Origin of the sequence: Maritalea mediterranea (genome assembly GCF_021568695.1) — a bacterium.
In the GTDB taxonomy this organism is placed as follows: Bacteria; Pseudomonadota; Alphaproteobacteria; order Rhizobiales; family Devosiaceae; genus Maritalea; species Maritalea mediterranea.
The window spans coordinates 1-18,129 of record NZ_JAKGTI010000004.1 but is presented as its reverse complement, the minus strand read 5'-3'; the positions used below and the strand labels follow the sequence as shown (position 1 = coordinate 18,129).

Genomic DNA, 18,129 nt, shown 5'->3' with positions numbered 1-18,129 from the left:
AACGATAACGGAGATATATCGAAAAATGAATGTAATCCTACAAATTGTTAAAAAGCTTCTAGGGTTCAAGAAAGACCTCGCGAGTATCACGCAAGCAGTCAGCAAGGTCCACTCGGACCTATTGGAGTTTGCAGAGGAAAAGCAGGGCGAAGCCTTAAAGAAAACTCAGGCCGCGATGGCCCTTGAGGTTGAAGCTCGGCGCTCCACTGAGGAAGCGGAAGAAGCTCTAAATCTGGCGTCTAATTTCGCCCCACTGGTTCCCAAGTCAAAGGTGAATGGATAGCGAACTCGTTCTCGCCCATCAACCTTGCGCTGATTGTGGGTCGTCGGATGCTTTATCAATTTACAGCGATGGCCACACCTATTGTTTCAGTTGCGAACAAGTGAGAGAAGGAGAGGAGGTTGACATAAGCGAAGCGCAAAGCGCGAACAATTCGACTGACCTATACCCAGTGTCGTATTCAGCGTTTGGTAAACGCGGGATCACGGAAGAAACTGCGAAGTTCTGGAGTTATGGTCGGACGCCGCGAGATGGCCGCATGGTTCATGTCGCTCAATACCTCGACGACAATCGCAAAGTTGTCGCTCAAAAACTGAGACTCCCTGATAAAACATTTCCATGGAAAAACCGGAAAGCCTTTAAGGGTCTTTACGGACAATGGTTATGGCCAAAATCAGGCAGAGAAATCGTCATCACGGAAGGCGAAATTGATGCTCTTACAGTTTCACAGGCCAGAAACCTAAAATGGCCAGTCGTTTCTCTACCAGACGGTGCGGGAAGCGCGGTGAAAGCCATCAAGGAAAGTCTCGACTGGCTTCAAAAATATGACAAGATCATCTTATTCTTCGATAATGATGAAGCCGGACGCGAAGCCGTTGATAAAGTGAAGCGTTTGCTTCCTGCGGGGAAATGCTACATTGCGTTCACACCGGAAGGATACAAAGACCCAAACGACCTGTTGAAAGCAGGTAAATCGCACTTGATCCAAAAGTGTCTTTGGGATGCCAAGCTTTATCGTCCTGACGGTATCGTCTCAGGTAATGATGTGATCGAAAGGCTAACCAATCGGGTGAAGCGGGTTTCCTACCCATATCCCGAGTTTATGGAACGCCTCAATTGGATGACAGCAGGTGGTGCCAGACTATCTGAACTGGTTGTTTGGACGTCCGGCACTGGTATGGGTAAGACCACCGTCATCAAGGCCCTGCAGCATCACTTCTTCAAAACCACAAACTTCAACCAAGCTCTGATCCACCTCGAAGAACCTCTCGAGGATACTGGTGATGACTTGATCGCCTACCATATTGGTCGTCGGTTTACGGTTGAGGCAGACGGTGAAGATTTCAGGGACACAGCCGAGTATCTCGAAGCGGCAAAAGAGTTGTTCGCTGCGAAGGATACAGAAGGTAATTTCAGGTTCCAACTTTACGATGCTTTCGGGTCTCTCGAAGATGACAGTCTTTACGATATCATTCGTTACCTTGCCGTTGCCCAAGGCTGCAAATTCATTTGGCTAGACCATTTGAGCATTCTGGTTTCGGAAGAAGCCGGGGAGGACGAGCGAAAGCGCATCGACTCCATCATGCACAAGCTAAAGGCACTCACCATTGAGTTGGATATTCACATTGAACTCATATCACATCTTAGGAAACCAACCGGAAATGGTAAACCTTTTGAAGAAGGCGGGGTTCCCTCCTTGGATGATCTGCGCGGTTCTGGTGGGATTAAACAGCTTAGTAATGCTGTGTTTGCACTATCCCGCAATCAGCAGGCCGAGAATGGACTTGTACGCAATACTTCAACCATCACGGTTCTCAAATCTCGAAAAACAGGGCGAACAGGAACAGCCGATTTCATAACGTTTTCGGATGAAACTGGTCGCATTGAAAAAGGTGTCGATCCTGCCTCGCTCGACGATTTCGACCAGAGTGAAGCCCCAACAGTAAGCGATTACTGACGACATCTTTGAGAAAGCCGAGGAGGCAGCTTTGGCAGCAGTCAAAGACCCCTCACAAATCCCTCAATACAAACTTCTTACCCAACAAGCTGAGGCGCTTGAAGGCGCTCGAGGCTGGAAAGGAAAATCTGGAAAAATGACACAAGTCGAAAAAATCCTAAACCATATCAAAACTGCTGGCTCAATCAGTCAGCGGGAAGCCATGTTGGATTATGGTGTTCAGAGTTTTCACCGCCGATTGTCTGATATCCGTGAGCGGGGTATCAAGCTCTACCCTCAGAGCAAAAAGCACCCAACCACTGGTCAAGAATACACTCGCTACTATCTGAACCCACCAGCAGATTGCGTATAGTATTCGACATTGAAACCAACGGGTTCCTTCATGAACTAGACACCGTTTTCAGCTTGGTCGCAGAGGACGTAGACACAGGTCAATTCTGGTCTGCGTCCAGCGACAATGGACAGGTGTTGGAGGTTATCGGAGATGTTTTGGAGAAGGCTGACCAGCTTATTGGCCACAACATCATTAAGTTTGATATTCCGGCCATTCAGAAGGTCTATCCTTGGTTCAAATTTGATGAAGGGAAAGTCAGCGATACGCTGATCCTTTCACGCTTAATCTGGCCCAACGTGGCTACCACCGACATGGATAAAATCCGCAAAGGGCACCTCAAGATGCCCCCGAAGCTTGCAGGGTCTCACAGCCTTGAAGCTTGGGGACACCGCTTGGATGATCATAAAATCCAATATGAGGGTGGCTTTGAGGAATGGTCTCCAGACATGCAGTATTACTGCGAACAGGACGTCCACCTCAACGTCAAGCTTTTCAAATTTATTGAGGAGCGAGGATATCACCCTGACGCGGTTGCTCTTGAACATGCCCTTGCGTTCATCATCGCGCAGCAAGAGCGCAACGGTATTGGCTTCAACGTGGACAAGGCAGAGGCCCTATACCGCCAGCTTGCGCAAGATCGTGCCAAGATGGAAGACGAACTTCGCGAGGTCTTTCCACCTTGGGAAGTCGTGGACAAAGTCTTCACACCAAAGGCAAACAACAAGCGTTTAGGCTACGTCAAAGGGGTTCCGGTAACAAAGTATAAAACCAAGGTTTTCAACCCAAACAGTCGGCATCATATCGCTGATCGCTTGAAAGCAATTTATGGTTGGAAACCTAAAGACTTCACCCCGAAAGGACAGCCCAAGGTAGACGAGAAAATTCTCGATAAACTGCCTTATCCAGAGGCCAAAAAGATTGCCCGATACATGATGCTTCAAAAGCGTATCGGACAGTTGGCCGAGGGAGACAACGCTTGGTTGAAGCTTGTTCAACAGGGACGGATATTTCACTCTGTTGATACTGTCGGGGCGGTTACTCGCCGTGCCACACACAGTCGCCCAAACATCGCCCAGGTACCTAGTGCTAAATCAGAATATGGTCCTGAGTGCCGTGAGTTGTTTGAGGCATCACATGGTCGCGTCATGGTTGGTTGTGACGTCAGCGGTCTCGAGTTGAGGATGCTGGCCCACTACATGAAGGACGACGACTATACCAAGGTTCTCTTGGAGGGTGACATTCACACCGTAAACCAAGAGGCCGCTGGGTTGCCTACCCGAGATGCCGCCAAGACTTTTATTTACGCGCTCCTATACGGGGCCGGGGATCAAAAGATTGGTGAGATCATTGGCAAGGGACGAAAAGCTGGGTCCGAAATCAAGAAACGCTTCCTCAAAAACCTGCCTAAACTAGGTAAGTTGATTGACGGGGTTTCAAAGAAGGCCCAATCAACAGGCACCCTCAAGGCCATCGATGGTGGTCAATTACATGTTCGTTCAGCCCATGCTGCATTGAATACCCTTCTGCAATCTGCAGGGGCGATTGTTTGTAAAAAATGGATCGTTGAGTTCTGGAGACTACTTCGGGAGCGCGATCTGGACAGCAAAGTGACACAAGTCGCTTGGGTACACGACGAACTCCAAATGGAAGTCGATGAAGAATACGCCGAAATCGTAGGTAACACCTGTGTTGAAGCCATTGTTGTGGCGGGTGAAAAGCTGGGCGTCCGCGTCCCGCTTACAGGTGAGTTTGCCATCGGCGCAAGCTGGAAGGACACACATTAATGCTCCAGAAGACTGAACTTGAATATGGCTACATTGGTAGCTCCAAGTCCTCGCACTCCATTAACGCCATCGTATGGGCAGGAGGTGAGGACTTCTATTTCTACCCTGTGTCGCCATGGGAAGCCAGCGCGTTAGATCGTTGGCTCGAAGAAGGTAAAAGCCCGAGTGCTTTGCCTCACATTCTCAGAGACTGTCCCGAGGATTTGATCTCTGCATTCACAACCGGAGAAGTGAATGAGTAGACTGCTGATAGACGGTGATATGATCGTCTACCGCTCATGTGTGGCTGTCGAAAAAGACACGCGCTTTGAAGACCGCTATCACATTCTTATGTCTGATGAAGAAGATGCTTGGTACGTCTTTGAGAATACCTTAGCGGACCTGACAGACCTCGCCTATACCGACGATGTCTTGTTTTGCTTCTCAGACCCAAACACAACCTTCCGCAAACAATGGTTCCCAGAACTTTATAAAGACAATCGCAAAGCCATGCGAAAGCCTCTGGCATACTGGGACGTGAAGAAGCGGATCGAGGAAAGCTTCCCCACGGACGAACGTCCTCTGTTGGAAGCCGATGATCTCCTCGGGATACTCGCTACCAGTAATCCCGGCGATATCATTTGGTCCCTCGACAAGGACCTAAAGCAAATCCCAGCCCTGCACCTTTTTGATGATGAAATTGTCGAAATCAGTGAGGAGGAAGGTGATTTGTTCTTCTACGCTCAAACAATCGCAGGTGATGTCACCGATGGTTACAAGGGCGCGGAAGGGTTTGGCATGACCTCAGCCGAGCGATTGCTTCGGAATAAACTGAAATATGCCTCTTATGAACATGAACTGACCCGTGGTCCTCGAAAGGGACAAACGGAAATTCGGTGGAAAGAGGTGGACGCTGAGACACCTTGGGAAACCGTAACTTCTGTCTTCGAAAAGGCAGGTCAAACAGAACAAGATGCGCTGATGAATGCCCAGATGGCAAAAATTCTTCGCGCAAATGACTACGTTAACGGAGAAATTAAACGATGGACGCCAACAAGCACCCAGTAATCGACGCTAAAGAAGCTCTCGACGAGTTCTTTGAGAAATTCGAGCCGCCAAAGGACCCAGAGTTTTGGAAGAAGCTCGTGAATGAAGAAGCCAACGAAGTCATGGAGGCTTTCGCCCATCTGATCAAGGAACTCTGTGATCTTGGTTATGTTCTTTCCGGTCTCTCAATTGCATGTGACGAAGCAGAAGTAGATATGCTGGATATTACTCCCGTTGATGCCATCTACGGCGCAATGGTCATCATGCAAAGTCTTGATGAATACCCAAACTTCGAACCAGTGCTTCAAGAAGCTTTCGCAGCCACGCACAAGTCAAACATGTCGAAGCTGGGTGATGACGGTAAGCCGATCCGGCGTGAAGACGGGAAAATCCTCAAAGGCCCAAACTACAAGGCCCCTGACATTCTCTCAATTGTAACGAAAGGATATGTGGGTGAGCGATAAGGTTTTTAAACCCTCCCATTACACAAAGTGGCTCATTGAACCAATCACATTCATCATGCGCAACGGCATGGAGTTTTGGCGCGGCAATGTCATCAAATATGCAACCCGTGCCGGGGGCAAACTCTATGACGGAATGGACGAGGTTGAGAGTGAAATCACTGACCTCGAAAAGGCTAAACGCTACCTCGATATGCGCATCAATCAACTGAAAGGTGAAACAACTCTATGATTGCAGTAGGTATTATCTTGCACATCGTTTTCTTGATCGTAGCTGCCTTGGGCGTTATCGGCTGGTTCAAGAACATCTATGAAATCGTTCTATTGTTTATGAACGAGGCTTACACCCTCGAACTGGTTGGTCGCATTATTGGCATCCCAGTAATGCTTCTCGGCGCGATCATCGGTTGGGTCTAATGCTCTCCTACCTAATTGCCGCAGTTCTCCTTGCGACCTCTATCTACCTTCTATGGCAAGTGGTAAATCTGAAATGACATTCCTTTTAGTATTCCTTCTTTTCTATCTGATTTTCATCTCCACCAGCATCTAAATATGGACGTTGAATATCTAGATCACATGGGAAATGACCTCGCGGTGGTAAACGCTGCGAGGGTTTCCTTCTCAAAGACCAGTGAATGGCTCCCCAGTGGTTCTACAAGTGATTATCCCGATGTTGTCTATCAAAACATCGATGGGAACCCCGTAAATCTCAAACAGGGCGATCACAAGCTGATCCAATATTTAGCTCGGCACAATCATTGGACGCCATTTGCTCACACAGCAATCAAATTGAGGGTTTCTGCACCTGTTCCTATACGGACCCAATGCTTCAAACATAAGTCGGGTCTGGTTGAGAACGAAGAAAGCAGAAGGTATATCACTACGACCCCAGAACTATTCATTCCTGACAGTTTCCGTGAAGCTCCGATGGGGAATGTAAAGCAGGGAAGTGGGGAAGCCCATTATTTCAGCAAGCAATGGTTAGACCTCTACCAAAGAGTAGGGAAGGAAGCCATTGCGTATTATCAAATGATGATCGACGCTGGCATCTGTCCAGAACAGGCCCGTTTCATTCTTCCTCAAGGGGTCGAAGTGAACTGGGTCTGGACAGGCAACTTGGCTTCATATGCGCGTTTCTTCAATCAACGCACAGACCCTCACGCTCAAAAAGAAATTCAATACCTCGCTGAGGAAGTCGGGGCGATCATTGAACCTCTTTTCCCAGTCAGTTGGAAGGCATTAACTGCATGAACAAGAAGAACTTCGCTACAGATATCTTAAAAGAACTCGCTTGGACCTCTGAAAATGAAACAGTCACTTTCGACGAAGGGGTCTTCAAGGTGGTCGTCAACGAAATTGTAGACACCAGCCGTTGGTCCAACATCTATGACCTTGTTTTTGAGTGGCAAGGCTCTTTCTATCGCACTTCATATTCCGTGGGTGCCACTGAAATGCAAGACGAACAGCCCTTTGAGTATGCGGATGCCGAAGTCGAGTGCTTCGAAGTCGCTCCCAAAGTTATCTCCAAGACAATTTACGAACCAATCGAGGCCTAATGAAGACAAACCATCAACCGTCTTTCCGCGCTGATCTTTTGACGCGCCGCACTTACAACCGTCCGCTTGAAGATGGTACTTTCGAAACTTGGCAGCAAACCGTTGAGCGTGTCATTGGTCACCAGCAGTGGCTGTGGGAACGCGCTAAGGGAAGTGCGCTGGACCACGGTGAGGTTAAAGAACTTCTCAAATTAAAGCAGCTAATGATGGACCGAAAAGCGGTCACATCAGGACGTACCCTTTGGTTAGGCGGTACCGATATCGCTAAGACTCGTGAGGCTTCCCAGTTTAATTGCTCCTTCTCTTTCGCAGAAACCGTGTACGATATCGTCGACATGTTCTGGTTGCTTCTGCAAGGCTGCGGGGTTGGTTTCAAACCCATCGTTGGTATCCTGAACGGCTTCACTAAATGGACAAAAATTGAGGTCATTCGATCAAAGCGGACTATCGAACAATGGGAAGCTGGAGATCGAGGTGTCGAAACAAACCAAGAAAGTCTGTTTGATCGGGACGGTGAACGTATCTATCACCTCACAATAGGGGATAGTGCCGAAGCTTGGGCAAAATCGGTAGGTAAGCTCCTTGCTCTCAAAGAACCTGTTGATCGTATTGTTTTGGATTTCTCTCAAATTCGAGCGGCAGGTATTCGCCTTAGAGGATATGGCTGGATTTCATCTGGTGATGAAACCTTCGCGAAGGCCATGCAGAGTATTTGTGCGATCCTCAATAAGCGCCATGGTCGACTTCTCACCAAGATCGATATCTTGGACATTATGAACCACCTTGGAACAACTCTGTCTTCTCGACGGTCTGCAGAAATTTGTTTGATGGACATGGAAGACCCAGAGGCCGAAATGTTCATCATGGCGAAGAAAGATTGTTTTCCAGACAATGTGCAACGATATCAATCCAACAATACCCTGCTGTACTGGAAGAAACCTTCCAAGATGGAATTATATGGTGTCTTCCAACGTATGATTGATGCCGGGGGCAGTGAGCCGGGGTTCGGTAACGGTGAAGAAGCTCTACGCCGTGCGCCTTGGTTTAAAGGTCTCAACCCCTGCGCAGAAATTCTGTTGGGTAACAAAAGCTTCTGTAACCTGATTGAAGTTGACCTTGGGAAATACTCTCCATTGGACCTTAAAGAACTGGGAGATGATATCTATCTGGTTGCTCGGGCGAACTATCGCCAAACCTGCGTGAACCTCAAAGATGGCGTCCTGTCAGATAGCTGGCACGAATTGAATGAGTTCTTGCGGCTTATGGGGGCAGGGATTACAGGCATTGTTAAGTGGGAAGCTAAGTACCCAGAGTTGTATTTCTTGGATGCTGAGGAAAAGATCGAATATGATTATCAGCGTTTGGGCGAGAAAGCTCGCGCTGGTGGCTACTCAATGGCTGACGAACTCAATCTCCCTCGGCCAAAGGCAGTTACCACGGTTAAACCTTCGGGGACACTGTCAAAGATCATGGATACCACGGAAGGGGTCCATAAACCTCTTGGTCGGTATGTGTTTAACAATGTGAACTTCTCTAAATCTGATCCCCTTGTCGAAAAACTTCGGAAAGCAGACTATCGGGTCTTCGATAATCCGGCTGACCCTTCCGGTGTCATCGTGACAATTCCCGTGAGTTATGAGGACGTAGAGTTTGACGAAGTCGAACTTGATGATGGTCGGATTGTCCATGTGAACCAAGAGACCGCAGTTGAGCAGCTTCAACGGTATAAACGTCTGATGGACAATTATGTAGATCACAACTGCTCAATCACTGTCTCATATGATCCCTCGGAGGTCCCTGAGATTGTTGATTGGCTTTATGAGAACTGGGATAGCTTTGTTGGTGTGTCGTGGTTGTTCCGCAACGATCCCACAAAGACAGCCGAAGATCTCGGTTACCAGTATCTACCGCAGGAGGTTGTCGATCAAGAAACCTTCTATGCTTACGTCAAGAACTTGAAGTCTGTCGATCTGGACAGTGACGAAGGTGAAGACCTCGTTGATGCAGATTGCTCCACAGGTGCTTGTCCTATTCGCTAAAACAACGTCAGAGAAGGGGCCTTTCGAGGTCCCTTTTTTGCGTTTTGAATTAGGGTACCCTCCAGAGGGAACATACACATCATGAAAATTCTAAATTCCCAAAAAGATTATCCTGAGATTACTCAGGCTCTCATTACGTATCTTGAGAACATCTTTCCGCTGACGGAATCCAAAACATTGAGTTCGGAAAAAGCCTTGGATCGTTTTCAAGGTACCCAACTCGTCATCGACCATCTTCGGTCTTTGCACGAACAACAGCAAAGAGAATAACCCATGTGCGTACTTGGCGGTGGCCAAAGCGATTCCGCTCCGAAACCAGCTCCTCCTGCTGAGACTTTGGATCAAGAAGCTCCTGACAAAAAGAAGCCTTCTAACCCAGCGGTTTTCGACGAACCTAAAAAAGATAACCCAGCAGACGCGCTGACGATTCACAAGAACAAGCCAACCATTACGGGACAGACGAAAAAGAAGATGCCGACAAACACGGCAGCACTAGGTAGCAAGAAGTATCAGAACGACTTGAATAACACCTATGGAAACAACGTCTTCCCGAACGGTCTCACGATTAACTAAAGGAACAAATGGCGAAACGAAACCGGAAGAAAAAATCCGGTGCGAGTCCCGTTGAGATTGAAGATGTTGCCAGCGAATATGAACGGCTGGAACAACAACGAAATGATTTCCTTGATCGAGCGCGTGAAAACGCAAAGCTGACCATTCCATCACTGTTTCCACCTGAGGGAAGCACGTCAGCTTCTGTGCGTCATAAGCCTTATCAATCTATTGGGGCGCACGGGGTCAACACTCTGACCTCTAAGTTGCTCATGACTGTCCTACCAGTGGACGCTCCAGTCTTCCGCTATTCTGTCTCAGATGAAGCAGTAGAAGATTTGGCGAACGATCCAGAGCAACGGGCGCGGGTTGAAGAACAACTCAATCAGGTTGAACGGACAGTTCAAGAAGAAATCGAAAGCATCGGTATTCGTGCTGGTCTCGCTGAGGCCTTGAAGCATCTAATTGTTGGCGGTAACGTCCTCCTATACCTCCCCAAAGATGGTAATCTCAAAATGTACCGCTTGGATCGATATGTGGTTCAGCGTGACTTTGAGGGCAACCTTCTGAGAGTGATCATTAAAGAAACTGTGGCGAAAGAAACCTTGTCGCCCAGTGTTCGGGCGTTGATTGAGGCGCCTATTGAGTTACCTTCGGATGAAGCTCAGGACCAAGCCAAGGAAAGCGAGGTAGATGTCTACACTGTCTTCAAAAGAGACGGTGATAGCATTGTGTCTTATCAGACCATCAAAAACATCGTACTTCCGCGGTCTAAGGGTCGTTGGCCCATCAAGAAGTCCCCTGTGATGCCTCTGCGGTGGAACATCATCCACGGCGAAGACTATGGTCGATCATATATTGATGAATATTACGGTGACCTTGCGGCTGCCGACAGTCTCTCAAAGTCCCTTCGTGCTGCCGCTGCGGCTGCTGCCAAAGTGAACCCAATGGTAAACCCAACGGGTCTTACTCGTGCAAATGACGTGGCCGAAGCTGGAGACCTTGAGGTCATCAGTGGTCGCGCAGAAGACGTGACGATGCTGCAGTTGAACAAACATGCAGACATGCAAGTAGCTCAAGCGGTTCTCCAAGACCTTATTCAACGACTTTCTCACGCCTTCATGATGAACCGCTCTGTTCAACGTGATGGTGAGCGTGTGACTGCTGAAGAAATCCGAGCGATGATCTCGGATATTGATGACGTTCTTGGCGGTATCTATTCGCTGCTGGCTATCGAGCTTCAATATCCTCTTGTCGTCCGTGTGATTGATCGCATGGAACGCAAGAAGATGATCCCGAAACTGTCTTCGATCAAAGGGGCAGATGGTAAGCCTGTCACAACTCCGAAGGTTGTCACGGGCGTGGAAGCTCTTGGTCGCGGCCATGATTTCAATAAGTACATGACTGCGTTGCGTGAAGTGATCGTACCGTTGGGTGAACAGGCCTTGGGCGAGATCAACGTGAGTGACTTCATTAAACGAGCCTTTGTTTCACTTTCAATTGATCCTGATGGTCTCTTGAAATCCGCACAACAGAAAAGTTCGGAGAACGAACAGAATGCGGAAAGTCAACAACAAGCTGCAATGCAAGAAATGCTTCAATCGGCTGTCAAAGGCGCTGCACCTCCTGCTGCCAAAGCAATGGTAGAGGGTATGGTAGCGAACGGACAACCACCCGAATAATTCTCCCTAGAAACTTTACCTTACCCCCTATGAGGCCTGAAAATCTCGTAGGGGGTTTTTGCGTTTTCCCCCGAAAGAGCAAGAATATACATGTCAAATTCAAACGAAAATTCAGTAGTAATCTCCGGCGAGGAGTATGAACCCGGTCCATCCCTAGAAGAATCTTATGAGGCCCTGAAAAAAGAGGGCATCGTCACCGATGAAGGTGAGGGTGTTGCCTCTGAACCTAATGAGGGCGCTCAAGGGGGAGCCGAAGAAGGTGATGCTGGTCAGGACTCGAACGAAGACCGTCCTGATTGGCTCCCTTCGAAATTCAAAACCCCAGAAGAACTCTCAAAGGCCTATGAGGAGTTGCAGCGTAAACTCTCAGAAGGCAAGCAAGAAAGTTCGGACGACGAACAAACAGATGATAGCGACGATAACTCCGAGACAGAGACCAAAGTCTCAGAGGAAGAAGTTAAGGCTGTCAAAGACGCCACAGATAAAGCTGGTCTCGATCTCAATGTCATTCAGCAAGAATGGTATGACGAGGGCGGTCTCAAGGATGAAACCTACGAGGCTCTCGAGAAGGCTGGTTATCCGCGCGATATGGTCGACACCTATATCGATGGTTTGGTGGCTCGTACTGGTGATGTTGTCATGTCCGGCTTCGAAGCTGCTGGTGGTCAAGAGGCTTACGGCGAGATGATCGAGTGGGCTTCTCAGAATTTGTCTGATGAAGAACAACAAGCTTTCGACAAAGCTGTTACCTCGAAGGACAAAAACACTGTCCTGATGGCGATCAAAGCGTTGAAGGCTGATTGGCAAGCTGCGGTTTCAAATGATGATACTCAGGAGCCTGAGGAAACTGTCGAGGCCAGCGGGGCTGTGAAAGGCAACGCATATCAATCACTCGATGATTACATCGCAGACCTCAGCAACCCTCAGTATGACCAAAGCGAGACTTTCCGGCAAAAGGTAGCCGAGAAACTCGCTCGTTCAGATATTATGTAGGAAATCCATGGCGAGAGACTACAAAAAAGAATATGCGGCCTCTCGCCGCCCAGATCGGCGTAGAGCCAACATCATGCGAAAGCGTCATCGACGTTTGATGATCAAAAAATATGGTGCAGCAGCGTTGAGGGGTAAAGAGGTGGATCATAAGAACCACAACACCTCTCAAGGCGGTAAAAACTTGCAAATTCTTACTATTAGGGCCAATCGGAAGAAACAGCCCAAACGGAAAAAGTAAGTTTAACCTCTACTCTGGGAGTTAAAGTATTGGGCGCTTGCCAGTCCACCAGCAACTCCCAAACCTATGTAGACGATACTATGTGGTACAGCGTAGTACATGGCCTCGAAGTTTCCCGTCCAATCAAAGCCCTGAAACGGGATTAAAACGACTGAGTAAACGAAGACGCCCACAGCAACCGTTAACAGCAAGCCTAAGCCGATGAACATAGCCAGCATCATTCCTGCTAGAAAAGCGACAGGCCAAACAATCCATTCGTCCATCAATAACTCCAGTCTTAATTAAAGAATTATTCTAACCCAGAGGGTCTTCATACTAAGGCATTAAACCTCTGGGTTAATCCTTTTCTGAACCCCCTCGCGCTAACATGAATCCTCCTGCTGCTCCAGCCAGAAGCATATGAACTTCTAAGGGAGCTACCTCATAGAGAGCATCTATGGCCTCTGACCATTGGAATCCAATGAAGGGCGTTGAAACCAGAGCAAGGATTACCGAAACGGCGCTCATGACGCCAAAATACAATACAAGACCAATGAATGCGGATAACCCTGCGGCAAACGCAAGTGCAAATGTGAACTCTGCTGCCCATCTAATTTGACCAAGTAAAAGCTTATATTTTTGCATATTCATTCGAGGGGTTTTTATTGTTCTTTTTGAGGACACTAATTCCTCTTTTTCGACCCGTCAATTGGTCCGACCAAAAAGCTGACGAGGTGACTAACGCTCCTCTTTAGGAGGTTAGCGAACTCCCTTTTGATTTCAACACATGTGAACACTTGAGCAAGTATTTTCAGGCCCCTTCGGGGATAACCTCAGAAGAACACCAAGTTTCCTGACCGAAATCTCTTTGAAGCGTCTTGCTGACGCTCATTTGCTTTCTTTTCGGAAACCTAATGTCTCAATTTTCAGCAACCAACGCTGGTGTTCCAGCGGGTCCGTCTCATGCGGACAATCTTTTCCTTAAAACATTTTCTGGCGAAACGCTAAAAATCTTCCACGAAAACACTGTGCAAAAAGGTCGTCACCGCGAACGTACCATTAAACACGGTAAATCAGCGCAATTCCCTGCAATCGGCGGCGCAGTGGCCGAGTACCACACTCCGGGTCACGTCATCTTGGGTCAGAACATCGAACACGGTGAGAAAGTCATCGCAATCGATGATTTGCTGACCTCATCTGTCTTCATTTCGAATATCGAAGAAGCGATGAACCACTATGAGGTGCGGAAAGACTTCACCTTCGAAGTGGGTAAGGCTCTCGCCGATGCCAACGACCAGCATTTGTTCGCTATTGCTGCCAAGGCCTGTATCAACGGCACGACTGGTGCGGTTACAGAAATGGGTCCGGCAACTGTAGACAACATCGGTGCTGCTCCAACTCTGAGTGACATCGTGCAGTCATTCTACGATGCTGCAAAGCACTTCGACGCAACTCGGGTGCCTAAGAACGAACGCTATGCTTTCGTTGATTATTCGGTCTACTGGGACTTGATCAAAGACGGTTCATTGTTGGATCGCGACTTTGGTAACGACAACGGTAACCAAGCCGATGGTCGTATCTACAAAGTTGCTGGTTTCTCCATTGTACCAACAGCAAACTTGGCAATGAACTTCGGTGTGGACACCATCGCTGGCAAACGTGCTGGCGCAAACGTGGCTGACTACACTGTTGATGCGTCCAATGCGTTGATCTTGTTCCAGCAAAAGCAAGCTTTGGGTACCGTGAAGCTGATGAACCTCGCGACTGAGAAAGAATACCAAGTGAACCGTCAAGGTACCTTGGTTGTTTCTAAGTTGGCTGTAGGTCACGGCGTATTGCGTCCTGAATGTCTACGCTTGGTTCGCGCTTCCGCGTAAGCCATCTCAATTCTCCGAGGAGACCTCTTAACTGGGGTCTCCTTATTTTTTCGAAATTACAAAGGTATCTTATGGTCGCCATCCTACCCATGAGTGAGCTTGACGCTGTAAACCTCATTCTCAAGAACTTGCAGGAAGCGCCTGTGAACACTCTGTCTGGCGAACTTCCTCTGGATGCCTCACAAGCATTGGTGACACTCACTGAGATTTCTCATGAGGTCCAGAAGCGTGGCTGGTATTTCAACACTGAGTATTTCCGGCTTGCTCCCAATGTGAACAAAGAAATTCCTCTCCCTGCGAGTACACTTTCAGTTACCACGACAGGTTCCTCAAAAGGTACGCCTGTTCAGATGCGGCAGGGTAAGTTGTATAATATGACGCCCTTTCAATCGGGGTTCCGGTTCGAAACACCCGTGGAACTCAAACTTACACTGGGCCTTGAATTTGATGATCTTCCACCTTCCGCTCGTAGCTATATTGCCCATCGTGCAGCTCGTGTAACTGCGGTTCGCGAACTGGGGGATCAACTCACCTATAAAGAAGACTTAGACGACGAAACACGGGCTTATGCCGAACTCCATGCGGAGCAACTTCGCCATCAACCTGTGTCTTTGGCTCAGTCTCCCTCAGTTGCCTCGGTTGTTTATCCGACTGGCTCTAATTGAAACCCGAGAAAATAAATGGCCTCTGTTTCTGGTGCTATCCCGAATTTGATCGGGGGTGTATCGCAACAGCCTCCAGAAATCCGTGCGATTAACACCGCCAAAGAACTCCTAAACACCTGTTCGAGTGCTGCTACGGGTCTTTTTACACGTCCTTGCGGAAACTACGTGGGGCGTATTGGAGCATCACCCACAGGTAACGACACTGTCGCTATCCACACAATCAACAAACCCGAGGGTCAATACCAGATCACAATCCATGGTGGGCAGGTCTATGTCATGGACCTAGTTTCAGGTGGTCTCCAGCCGGTCACGGTTGAAGGTGGTGCTGATGCATATATCAACGTCGAAAATGCAGCAGAAAACCTTGGGTTTGTCACAGTGGCTGACGTCACCTTCATTTATAACAAATCCAAGACAGTCACGGTAAGCCGATATACCGAGAGTGGCTTAACTGGTCGAAACGATGACGGTCAGGATCGCTATAACCCGAACTTGCATGGTACATACTGGGTGATGCAACGGGCAGGGTACATGGCCAACTATAGCGTGTATATGAACAACGCCCTGCAAGCCACGGTTGCGACAGATAGCCTGAAACCTTCAGAAATCGCCACAAACCTCAAAACAGGCTTGGTAGGTGCAGGATATACCTCAGACACCGTTTCGGACACTGTAGGGTATGTTGAGTTCTCCAGCGAGACTGATTTCATCAGCACCAGTGATGACTACGCCAATCAGGCAATTCGCTCGTATAACGACAAGATTACTGAGTTCACTGATCTACCAAACTTTGACCGTGCAGGACGCTTGGTTCTCGTTGAGCAATCCAAGAGTGATGCACAGGATGATTATTGGGTTTGGTATCACGCTGGCCGCTGGCAAGAGACCTATGGCTGGGGATCGTATGAGACCTTAGACGCAGAAACCATGCCAGTGATCCTATTGGATAATGGTGATGGGACTTGGACATTGCGTTACCATACTTGGATTGGTCGTGAAGTAGGGGACGAAGACAGTAACCCAACGCCAACATTCGTGGGCAACACAATTAATTGGATGGGTCTTGTTAAAGGACGGATGGTAATCCTGTCTGACGAGAACTTCATCGCTTCTCGCGTAGGTAACTTTGAGGCTTTCTATCGGTCTACCTGTACGCAGCTTTTGGATGATGATCCCATCGACATTGCCGATCCTAAATCTCGGGGTGCGACCTTAAACTCATTGATGTGGTTTGATAATGCACTTCTGGCTTTCTCTGACGGTGATCAGTTTCGTATCGAGGGGGACAACGAAGGTCTATTGTCACCTAATACGGTTTCAATCCGAAAGGTGAACTCATATTCCAACGCCCCAAAAGTGAACCCTGTATCTTTGGGACCAAACGTTGTGTTTGTGGATGACTTCTCAAATGGTCGCTATGCCCAAGTTATGGAGTACCAGATTGAGCGTTTGTTTGGTCGTCAGGTAGCTTTGCCAATTACAGATGCGATCCCTGAATACATCAATTCAGGCGTCTACAAGATCATCGAGTCTCCTTCGAATAAAACCGTGATGGTTATGAGTTCTGGAGATCGGTCTTCCATGTGGGTCTACAACTATTATGAGAACCAACAGGGTCGGGTACAATCTGCTTGGCAGAAATGGAAGTTCCACGGACAGGTTTACAACGCTGAGTTCATTCAAGACGAACTCGTAGTGACGCTAAGTTATAGTGGTGATCTGATGGTAAACCGTTTCCATTTCGTCGAAGGTATCGACGCAGTGATCGACGATGACACCATCCTGCTTGATTACAAGATGGACCAGAGCATGGTTTCCGTCTCGTTCGATGGTCAAGATAGTACGGTGACATTGCCGTTTGAGGTGGCCACAGATGATGATCTTGAAGACTTCATTGCGGTTATCTCGTTGGACAATCCAGTTTCAATGGAAGCAGGACAGATCAAAACCGCTGTCTCGCGATCTGGCAACACGGTTGTTTTCAAAGGGGTCAATCTGACCACCGAAAACTTCTATGTTGGCTTCCGCTATGAGTTCTATTGGTATCTCAACCCAATCTATATGCGAGATCAAAACCTCGTTGCGATCCATGATGGTCGGCTCCAACTGAGGCGATTGTCTCTGCTGTTTAACGACAGTGGTCCATTCACTTCCTATACTGCACTTCCGTCTCGTCCTGTGACCCACAAACGTTTCACAGGCTTCGTTCTTGGTTCTGGTGATGATTTGTTGAACCGTTTCTCTCTAAACTCGGGCGAGTTCAAAGTTCCCGCCTACGGTCAGGGAGAGAAGGTTGGGGTCTACATCAAGGCCAAAACACCATGGCGAGTGCGGTTCTCCTCAGTCGAATGGGATGGTTCGTATCGTCCATTACGAAGACGAACAACTTAATGAAACCCTTTGATATCCGTGGGGTGAAATCTCATGATCTCCCTGTGTTTGTTGACAATCTTCGTGCAGCAGACATCAGGGAGATCGTTGCTGCTACAGGGTCTGTAGATATAAAGAAAAGCCTGGGGCTAACCATCAGGCATTCTGATCACGTCTTTGTGGCCTATGGCGAAAAATCCCCCTTGCTGATGTTTGGTTCTGCAAAACGCTCAGATACCTCAATGGTGATCTGGGCCGTTGGAACTCCTTTCATCACTGATTATTCCCGCGAGTTCATTTCAATGAGCCGCGAACTCCTCAAAACATGGTTCCAATTGAACCCCGAAGTTCAATACATGTGGAACTTCACATACGCTGAAAACACTCTCCATCATCGTTGGCTTAAATGGTGCGGTGCAGAACTCCTGCCGCCTATTTCATCAGGACCTAGAGGGGAGCGTTTCATCCCCTTTGTAATCAAGAGAACAGACTACGATGTGTGATCTATCCATGATGCTTGGTTTTGCTTCGGCTGGCCTTGGACTTGTCTTAAAAAAGTGGACACGACCTTCAACAGAATTAGGAATACTGATTGGAGGAATTTATGGCCCACAA

The 18,129-nt window shown here is 48.2% G+C and carries 21 protein-coding genes; 19 read left to right on the top strand and 2 right to left on the bottom strand.

Going from position 1 to position 18,129, the window contains the following annotated elements:
• The first annotated feature begins 25 nt into the window (after nt 1-25).
• From L1I42_RS15025 to L1I42_RS14955, 15 genes are all read left to right on the top strand, one after another.
• Entirely contained in the window at nt 26-283 is a 258-nt protein-coding gene (locus L1I42_RS15025; RefSeq protein ID WP_236115552.1) for a hypothetical protein, read from the top strand.
• Nucleotides 276-1,958: a DnaB-like helicase C-terminal domain-containing protein gene (locus L1I42_RS15020; RefSeq protein ID WP_236115551.1), complete on the top strand. Its 1,683-nt coding sequence runs from the start codon at nt 276-278 to the stop codon at nt 1,956-1,958. Before L1I42_RS15025 ends, L1I42_RS15020 begins: the two co-directional genes overlap by 8 nt.
• Nucleotides 1,959-1,989: 31 nt before the next feature.
• Complete coding sequence (locus L1I42_RS15015; protein ID WP_236115550.1) at nt 1,990-2,310, top strand: helix-turn-helix domain-containing protein; 321 nt, start codon at nt 1,990-1,992, stop codon at nt 2,308-2,310.
• Nucleotides 2,301-4,076 carry a DNA polymerase gene (locus L1I42_RS15010; RefSeq protein WP_255769619.1) on the top strand — a complete coding sequence of 592 codons (1,776 nt, stop codon included), beginning with the start codon at nt 2,301-2,303 and terminating at the stop codon, nt 4,074-4,076. Before L1I42_RS15015 ends, L1I42_RS15010 begins: the two co-directional genes overlap by 10 nt.
• A gap of 234 nt (nt 4,077-4,310) precedes the next feature.
• Nucleotides 4,311-5,123: a hypothetical protein gene (locus L1I42_RS15005; protein ID WP_236115548.1), complete on the top strand. Its 813-nt coding sequence runs from the start codon at nt 4,311-4,313 to the stop codon at nt 5,121-5,123.
• Nucleotides 5,099-5,566 carry a nucleoside triphosphate pyrophosphohydrolase family protein gene (locus L1I42_RS15000; protein WP_236115547.1) on the top strand — a complete coding sequence of 156 codons (468 nt, stop codon included), beginning with the start codon at nt 5,099-5,101 and terminating at the stop codon, nt 5,564-5,566. Before L1I42_RS15005 ends, L1I42_RS15000 begins: the two co-directional genes overlap by 25 nt.
• Entirely contained in the window at nt 5,556-5,795 is a 240-nt protein-coding gene (locus tag L1I42_RS14995) for a DUF3310 domain-containing protein (protein WP_236115546.1), read from the top strand. Before L1I42_RS15000 ends, L1I42_RS14995 begins: the two co-directional genes overlap by 11 nt.
• Nucleotides 5,792-5,980 (top strand): hypothetical protein, encoded by a 189-nt coding sequence (locus L1I42_RS14990; protein WP_236115545.1) that lies wholly within the window; start codon nt 5,792-5,794, stop codon nt 5,978-5,980. Before L1I42_RS14995 ends, L1I42_RS14990 begins: the two co-directional genes overlap by 4 nt.
• 135 nt (nt 5,981-6,115) lie before the next feature.
• Nucleotides 6,116-6,814, top strand: coding sequence for an FAD-dependent thymidylate synthase (gene thyX / locus L1I42_RS14985; RefSeq protein WP_236115544.1), 699 nt, complete (start codon nt 6,116-6,118; stop codon nt 6,812-6,814).
• Nucleotides 6,811-7,119: a hypothetical protein gene (locus tag L1I42_RS14980; RefSeq protein WP_236115543.1), complete on the top strand. Its 309-nt coding sequence runs from the start codon at nt 6,811-6,813 to the stop codon at nt 7,117-7,119. Before thyX ends, L1I42_RS14980 begins: the two co-directional genes overlap by 4 nt.
• On the top strand, nt 7,119-9,158 hold the full coding sequence (nrdJ, locus tag L1I42_RS14975) for a ribonucleoside-triphosphate reductase, adenosylcobalamin-dependent (protein WP_236115542.1): 2,040 nt from the start codon (nt 7,119-7,121) through the stop codon (nt 9,156-9,158). Before L1I42_RS14980 ends, nrdJ begins: the two co-directional genes overlap by 1 nt.
• A gap of 273 nt (nt 9,159-9,431) precedes the next feature.
• A complete protein-coding gene (locus tag L1I42_RS14970; protein ID WP_236115541.1) occupies nt 9,432-9,731 on the top strand; it encodes a hypothetical protein in 300 nt (99 codons plus the stop codon).
• 8 nt (nt 9,732-9,739) lie between these two features.
• Entirely contained in the window at nt 9,740-11,392 is a 1,653-nt protein-coding gene (locus tag L1I42_RS14965; RefSeq protein ID WP_236115540.1) for a portal protein, read from the top strand.
• Nucleotides 11,393-11,482: 90 nt separating this feature from the next.
• Nucleotides 11,483-12,385, top strand: coding sequence for a capsid assembly protein (locus L1I42_RS14960; RefSeq protein WP_236115539.1), 903 nt, complete (start codon nt 11,483-11,485; stop codon nt 12,383-12,385).
• Between the two features lie 7 nt (nt 12,386-12,392).
• Nucleotides 12,393-12,623, top strand: a complete 231-nt coding sequence (locus L1I42_RS14955) for an HNH endonuclease (protein ID WP_236115538.1) — start codon at nt 12,393-12,395, stop codon at nt 12,621-12,623.
• Between the two features lie 2 nt (nt 12,624-12,625).
• Here L1I42_RS14955 and L1I42_RS14950 read toward each other — a convergent pair whose 3' ends face one another.
• Complete coding sequence (locus tag L1I42_RS14950) at nt 12,626-12,886, bottom strand: hypothetical protein (protein ID WP_236115537.1); 261 nt, start codon at nt 12,884-12,886, stop codon at nt 12,626-12,628.
• Between the two features lie 73 nt (nt 12,887-12,959).
• A complete protein-coding gene (locus L1I42_RS14945; protein WP_236115536.1) occupies nt 12,960-13,286 on the bottom strand; it encodes a hypothetical protein in 327 nt (108 codons plus the stop codon).
• A 230-nt stretch (nt 13,287-13,516) separates the two neighbouring features.
• Between L1I42_RS14945 and L1I42_RS14940 the strand changes: the two genes are divergently transcribed.
• The 4 genes from L1I42_RS14940 to L1I42_RS14925 all read left to right on the top strand — a co-directional run bounded on the left by L1I42_RS14940 (nt 13,517) and on the right by L1I42_RS14925 (nt 18,017).
• Nucleotides 13,517-14,479, top strand: a complete 963-nt coding sequence (locus L1I42_RS14940) for a major capsid protein (RefSeq protein WP_236115534.1) — start codon at nt 13,517-13,519, stop codon at nt 14,477-14,479.
• A gap of 89 nt (nt 14,480-14,568) precedes the next feature.
• A complete protein-coding gene (locus tag L1I42_RS14935; protein WP_236115532.1) occupies nt 14,569-15,144 on the top strand; it encodes a phage tail tubular protein A in 576 nt (191 codons plus the stop codon).
• Nucleotides 15,145-15,159: 15 nt separating this feature from the next.
• Nucleotides 15,160-17,535, top strand: a complete 2,376-nt coding sequence (locus L1I42_RS14930) for a phage nozzle protein (protein ID WP_236115531.1) — start codon at nt 15,160-15,162, stop codon at nt 17,533-17,535.
• Nucleotides 17,535-18,017 (top strand): hypothetical protein, encoded by a 483-nt coding sequence (locus L1I42_RS14925; protein WP_236115529.1) that lies wholly within the window; start codon nt 17,535-17,537, stop codon nt 18,015-18,017. The genes L1I42_RS14930 and L1I42_RS14925 overlap by 1 nt, the downstream gene beginning before the upstream one ends.
• The last annotated feature ends 112 nt before the right edge of the window (nt 18,018-18,129 follow it).

Excerpts from the sequence above, each read along its gene's own strand:
- L1I42_RS14930 (WP_236115531.1), top strand. The coding sequence starts at position 15,160 with ATGGCCTCTGTTTCTGGTGCTATCCCGAATTTGATCGGGGGTGTATCG.
- L1I42_RS14940 (WP_236115534.1), top strand. The coding sequence starts at position 13,517 with ATGTCTCAATTTTCAGCAACCAACGCTGGTGTTCCAGCGGGTCCGTCT.
- L1I42_RS14950 (WP_236115537.1), bottom strand. The coding sequence starts at position 12,886 with ATGGACGAATGGATTGTTTGGCCTGTCGCTTTTCTAGCAGGAATGATG.
- L1I42_RS15025 (WP_236115552.1), top strand. The coding sequence starts at position 26 with ATGAATGTAATCCTACAAATTGTTAAAAAGCTTCTAGGGTTCAAGAAA.
- L1I42_RS14990 (WP_236115545.1), top strand. The coding sequence starts at position 5,792 with ATGATTGCAGTAGGTATTATCTTGCACATCGTTTTCTTGATCGTAGCT.
- L1I42_RS14955 (WP_236115538.1), top strand. The coding sequence starts at position 12,393 with ATGGCGAGAGACTACAAAAAAGAATATGCGGCCTCTCGCCGCCCAGAT.
- L1I42_RS14960 (WP_236115539.1), top strand. The coding sequence starts at position 11,483 with ATGTCAAATTCAAACGAAAATTCAGTAGTAATCTCCGGCGAGGAGTAT.
- L1I42_RS14925 (WP_236115529.1), top strand. The coding sequence starts at position 17,535 with ATGAAACCCTTTGATATCCGTGGGGTGAAATCTCATGATCTCCCTGTG.
- L1I42_RS15020 (WP_236115551.1), top strand. The coding sequence starts at position 276 with ATGGATAGCGAACTCGTTCTCGCCCATCAACCTTGCGCTGATTGTGGG.
- thyX (WP_236115544.1), top strand. The coding sequence starts at position 6,116 with ATGGACGTTGAATATCTAGATCACATGGGAAATGACCTCGCGGTGGTA.
- L1I42_RS14980 (WP_236115543.1), top strand. The coding sequence starts at position 6,811 with ATGAACAAGAAGAACTTCGCTACAGATATCTTAAAAGAACTCGCTTGG.
- L1I42_RS14935 (WP_236115532.1), top strand. The coding sequence starts at position 14,569 with ATGAGTGAGCTTGACGCTGTAAACCTCATTCTCAAGAACTTGCAGGAA.
- L1I42_RS15005 (WP_236115548.1), top strand. The coding sequence starts at position 4,311 with ATGAGTAGACTGCTGATAGACGGTGATATGATCGTCTACCGCTCATGT.
- nrdJ (WP_236115542.1), top strand. The coding sequence starts at position 7,119 with ATGAAGACAAACCATCAACCGTCTTTCCGCGCTGATCTTTTGACGCGC.
- L1I42_RS14965 (WP_236115540.1), top strand. The coding sequence starts at position 9,740 with ATGGCGAAACGAAACCGGAAGAAAAAATCCGGTGCGAGTCCCGTTGAG.
- L1I42_RS14970 (WP_236115541.1), top strand. The coding sequence starts at position 9,432 with ATGTGCGTACTTGGCGGTGGCCAAAGCGATTCCGCTCCGAAACCAGCT.
- L1I42_RS15000 (WP_236115547.1), top strand. The coding sequence starts at position 5,099 with ATGGACGCCAACAAGCACCCAGTAATCGACGCTAAAGAAGCTCTCGAC.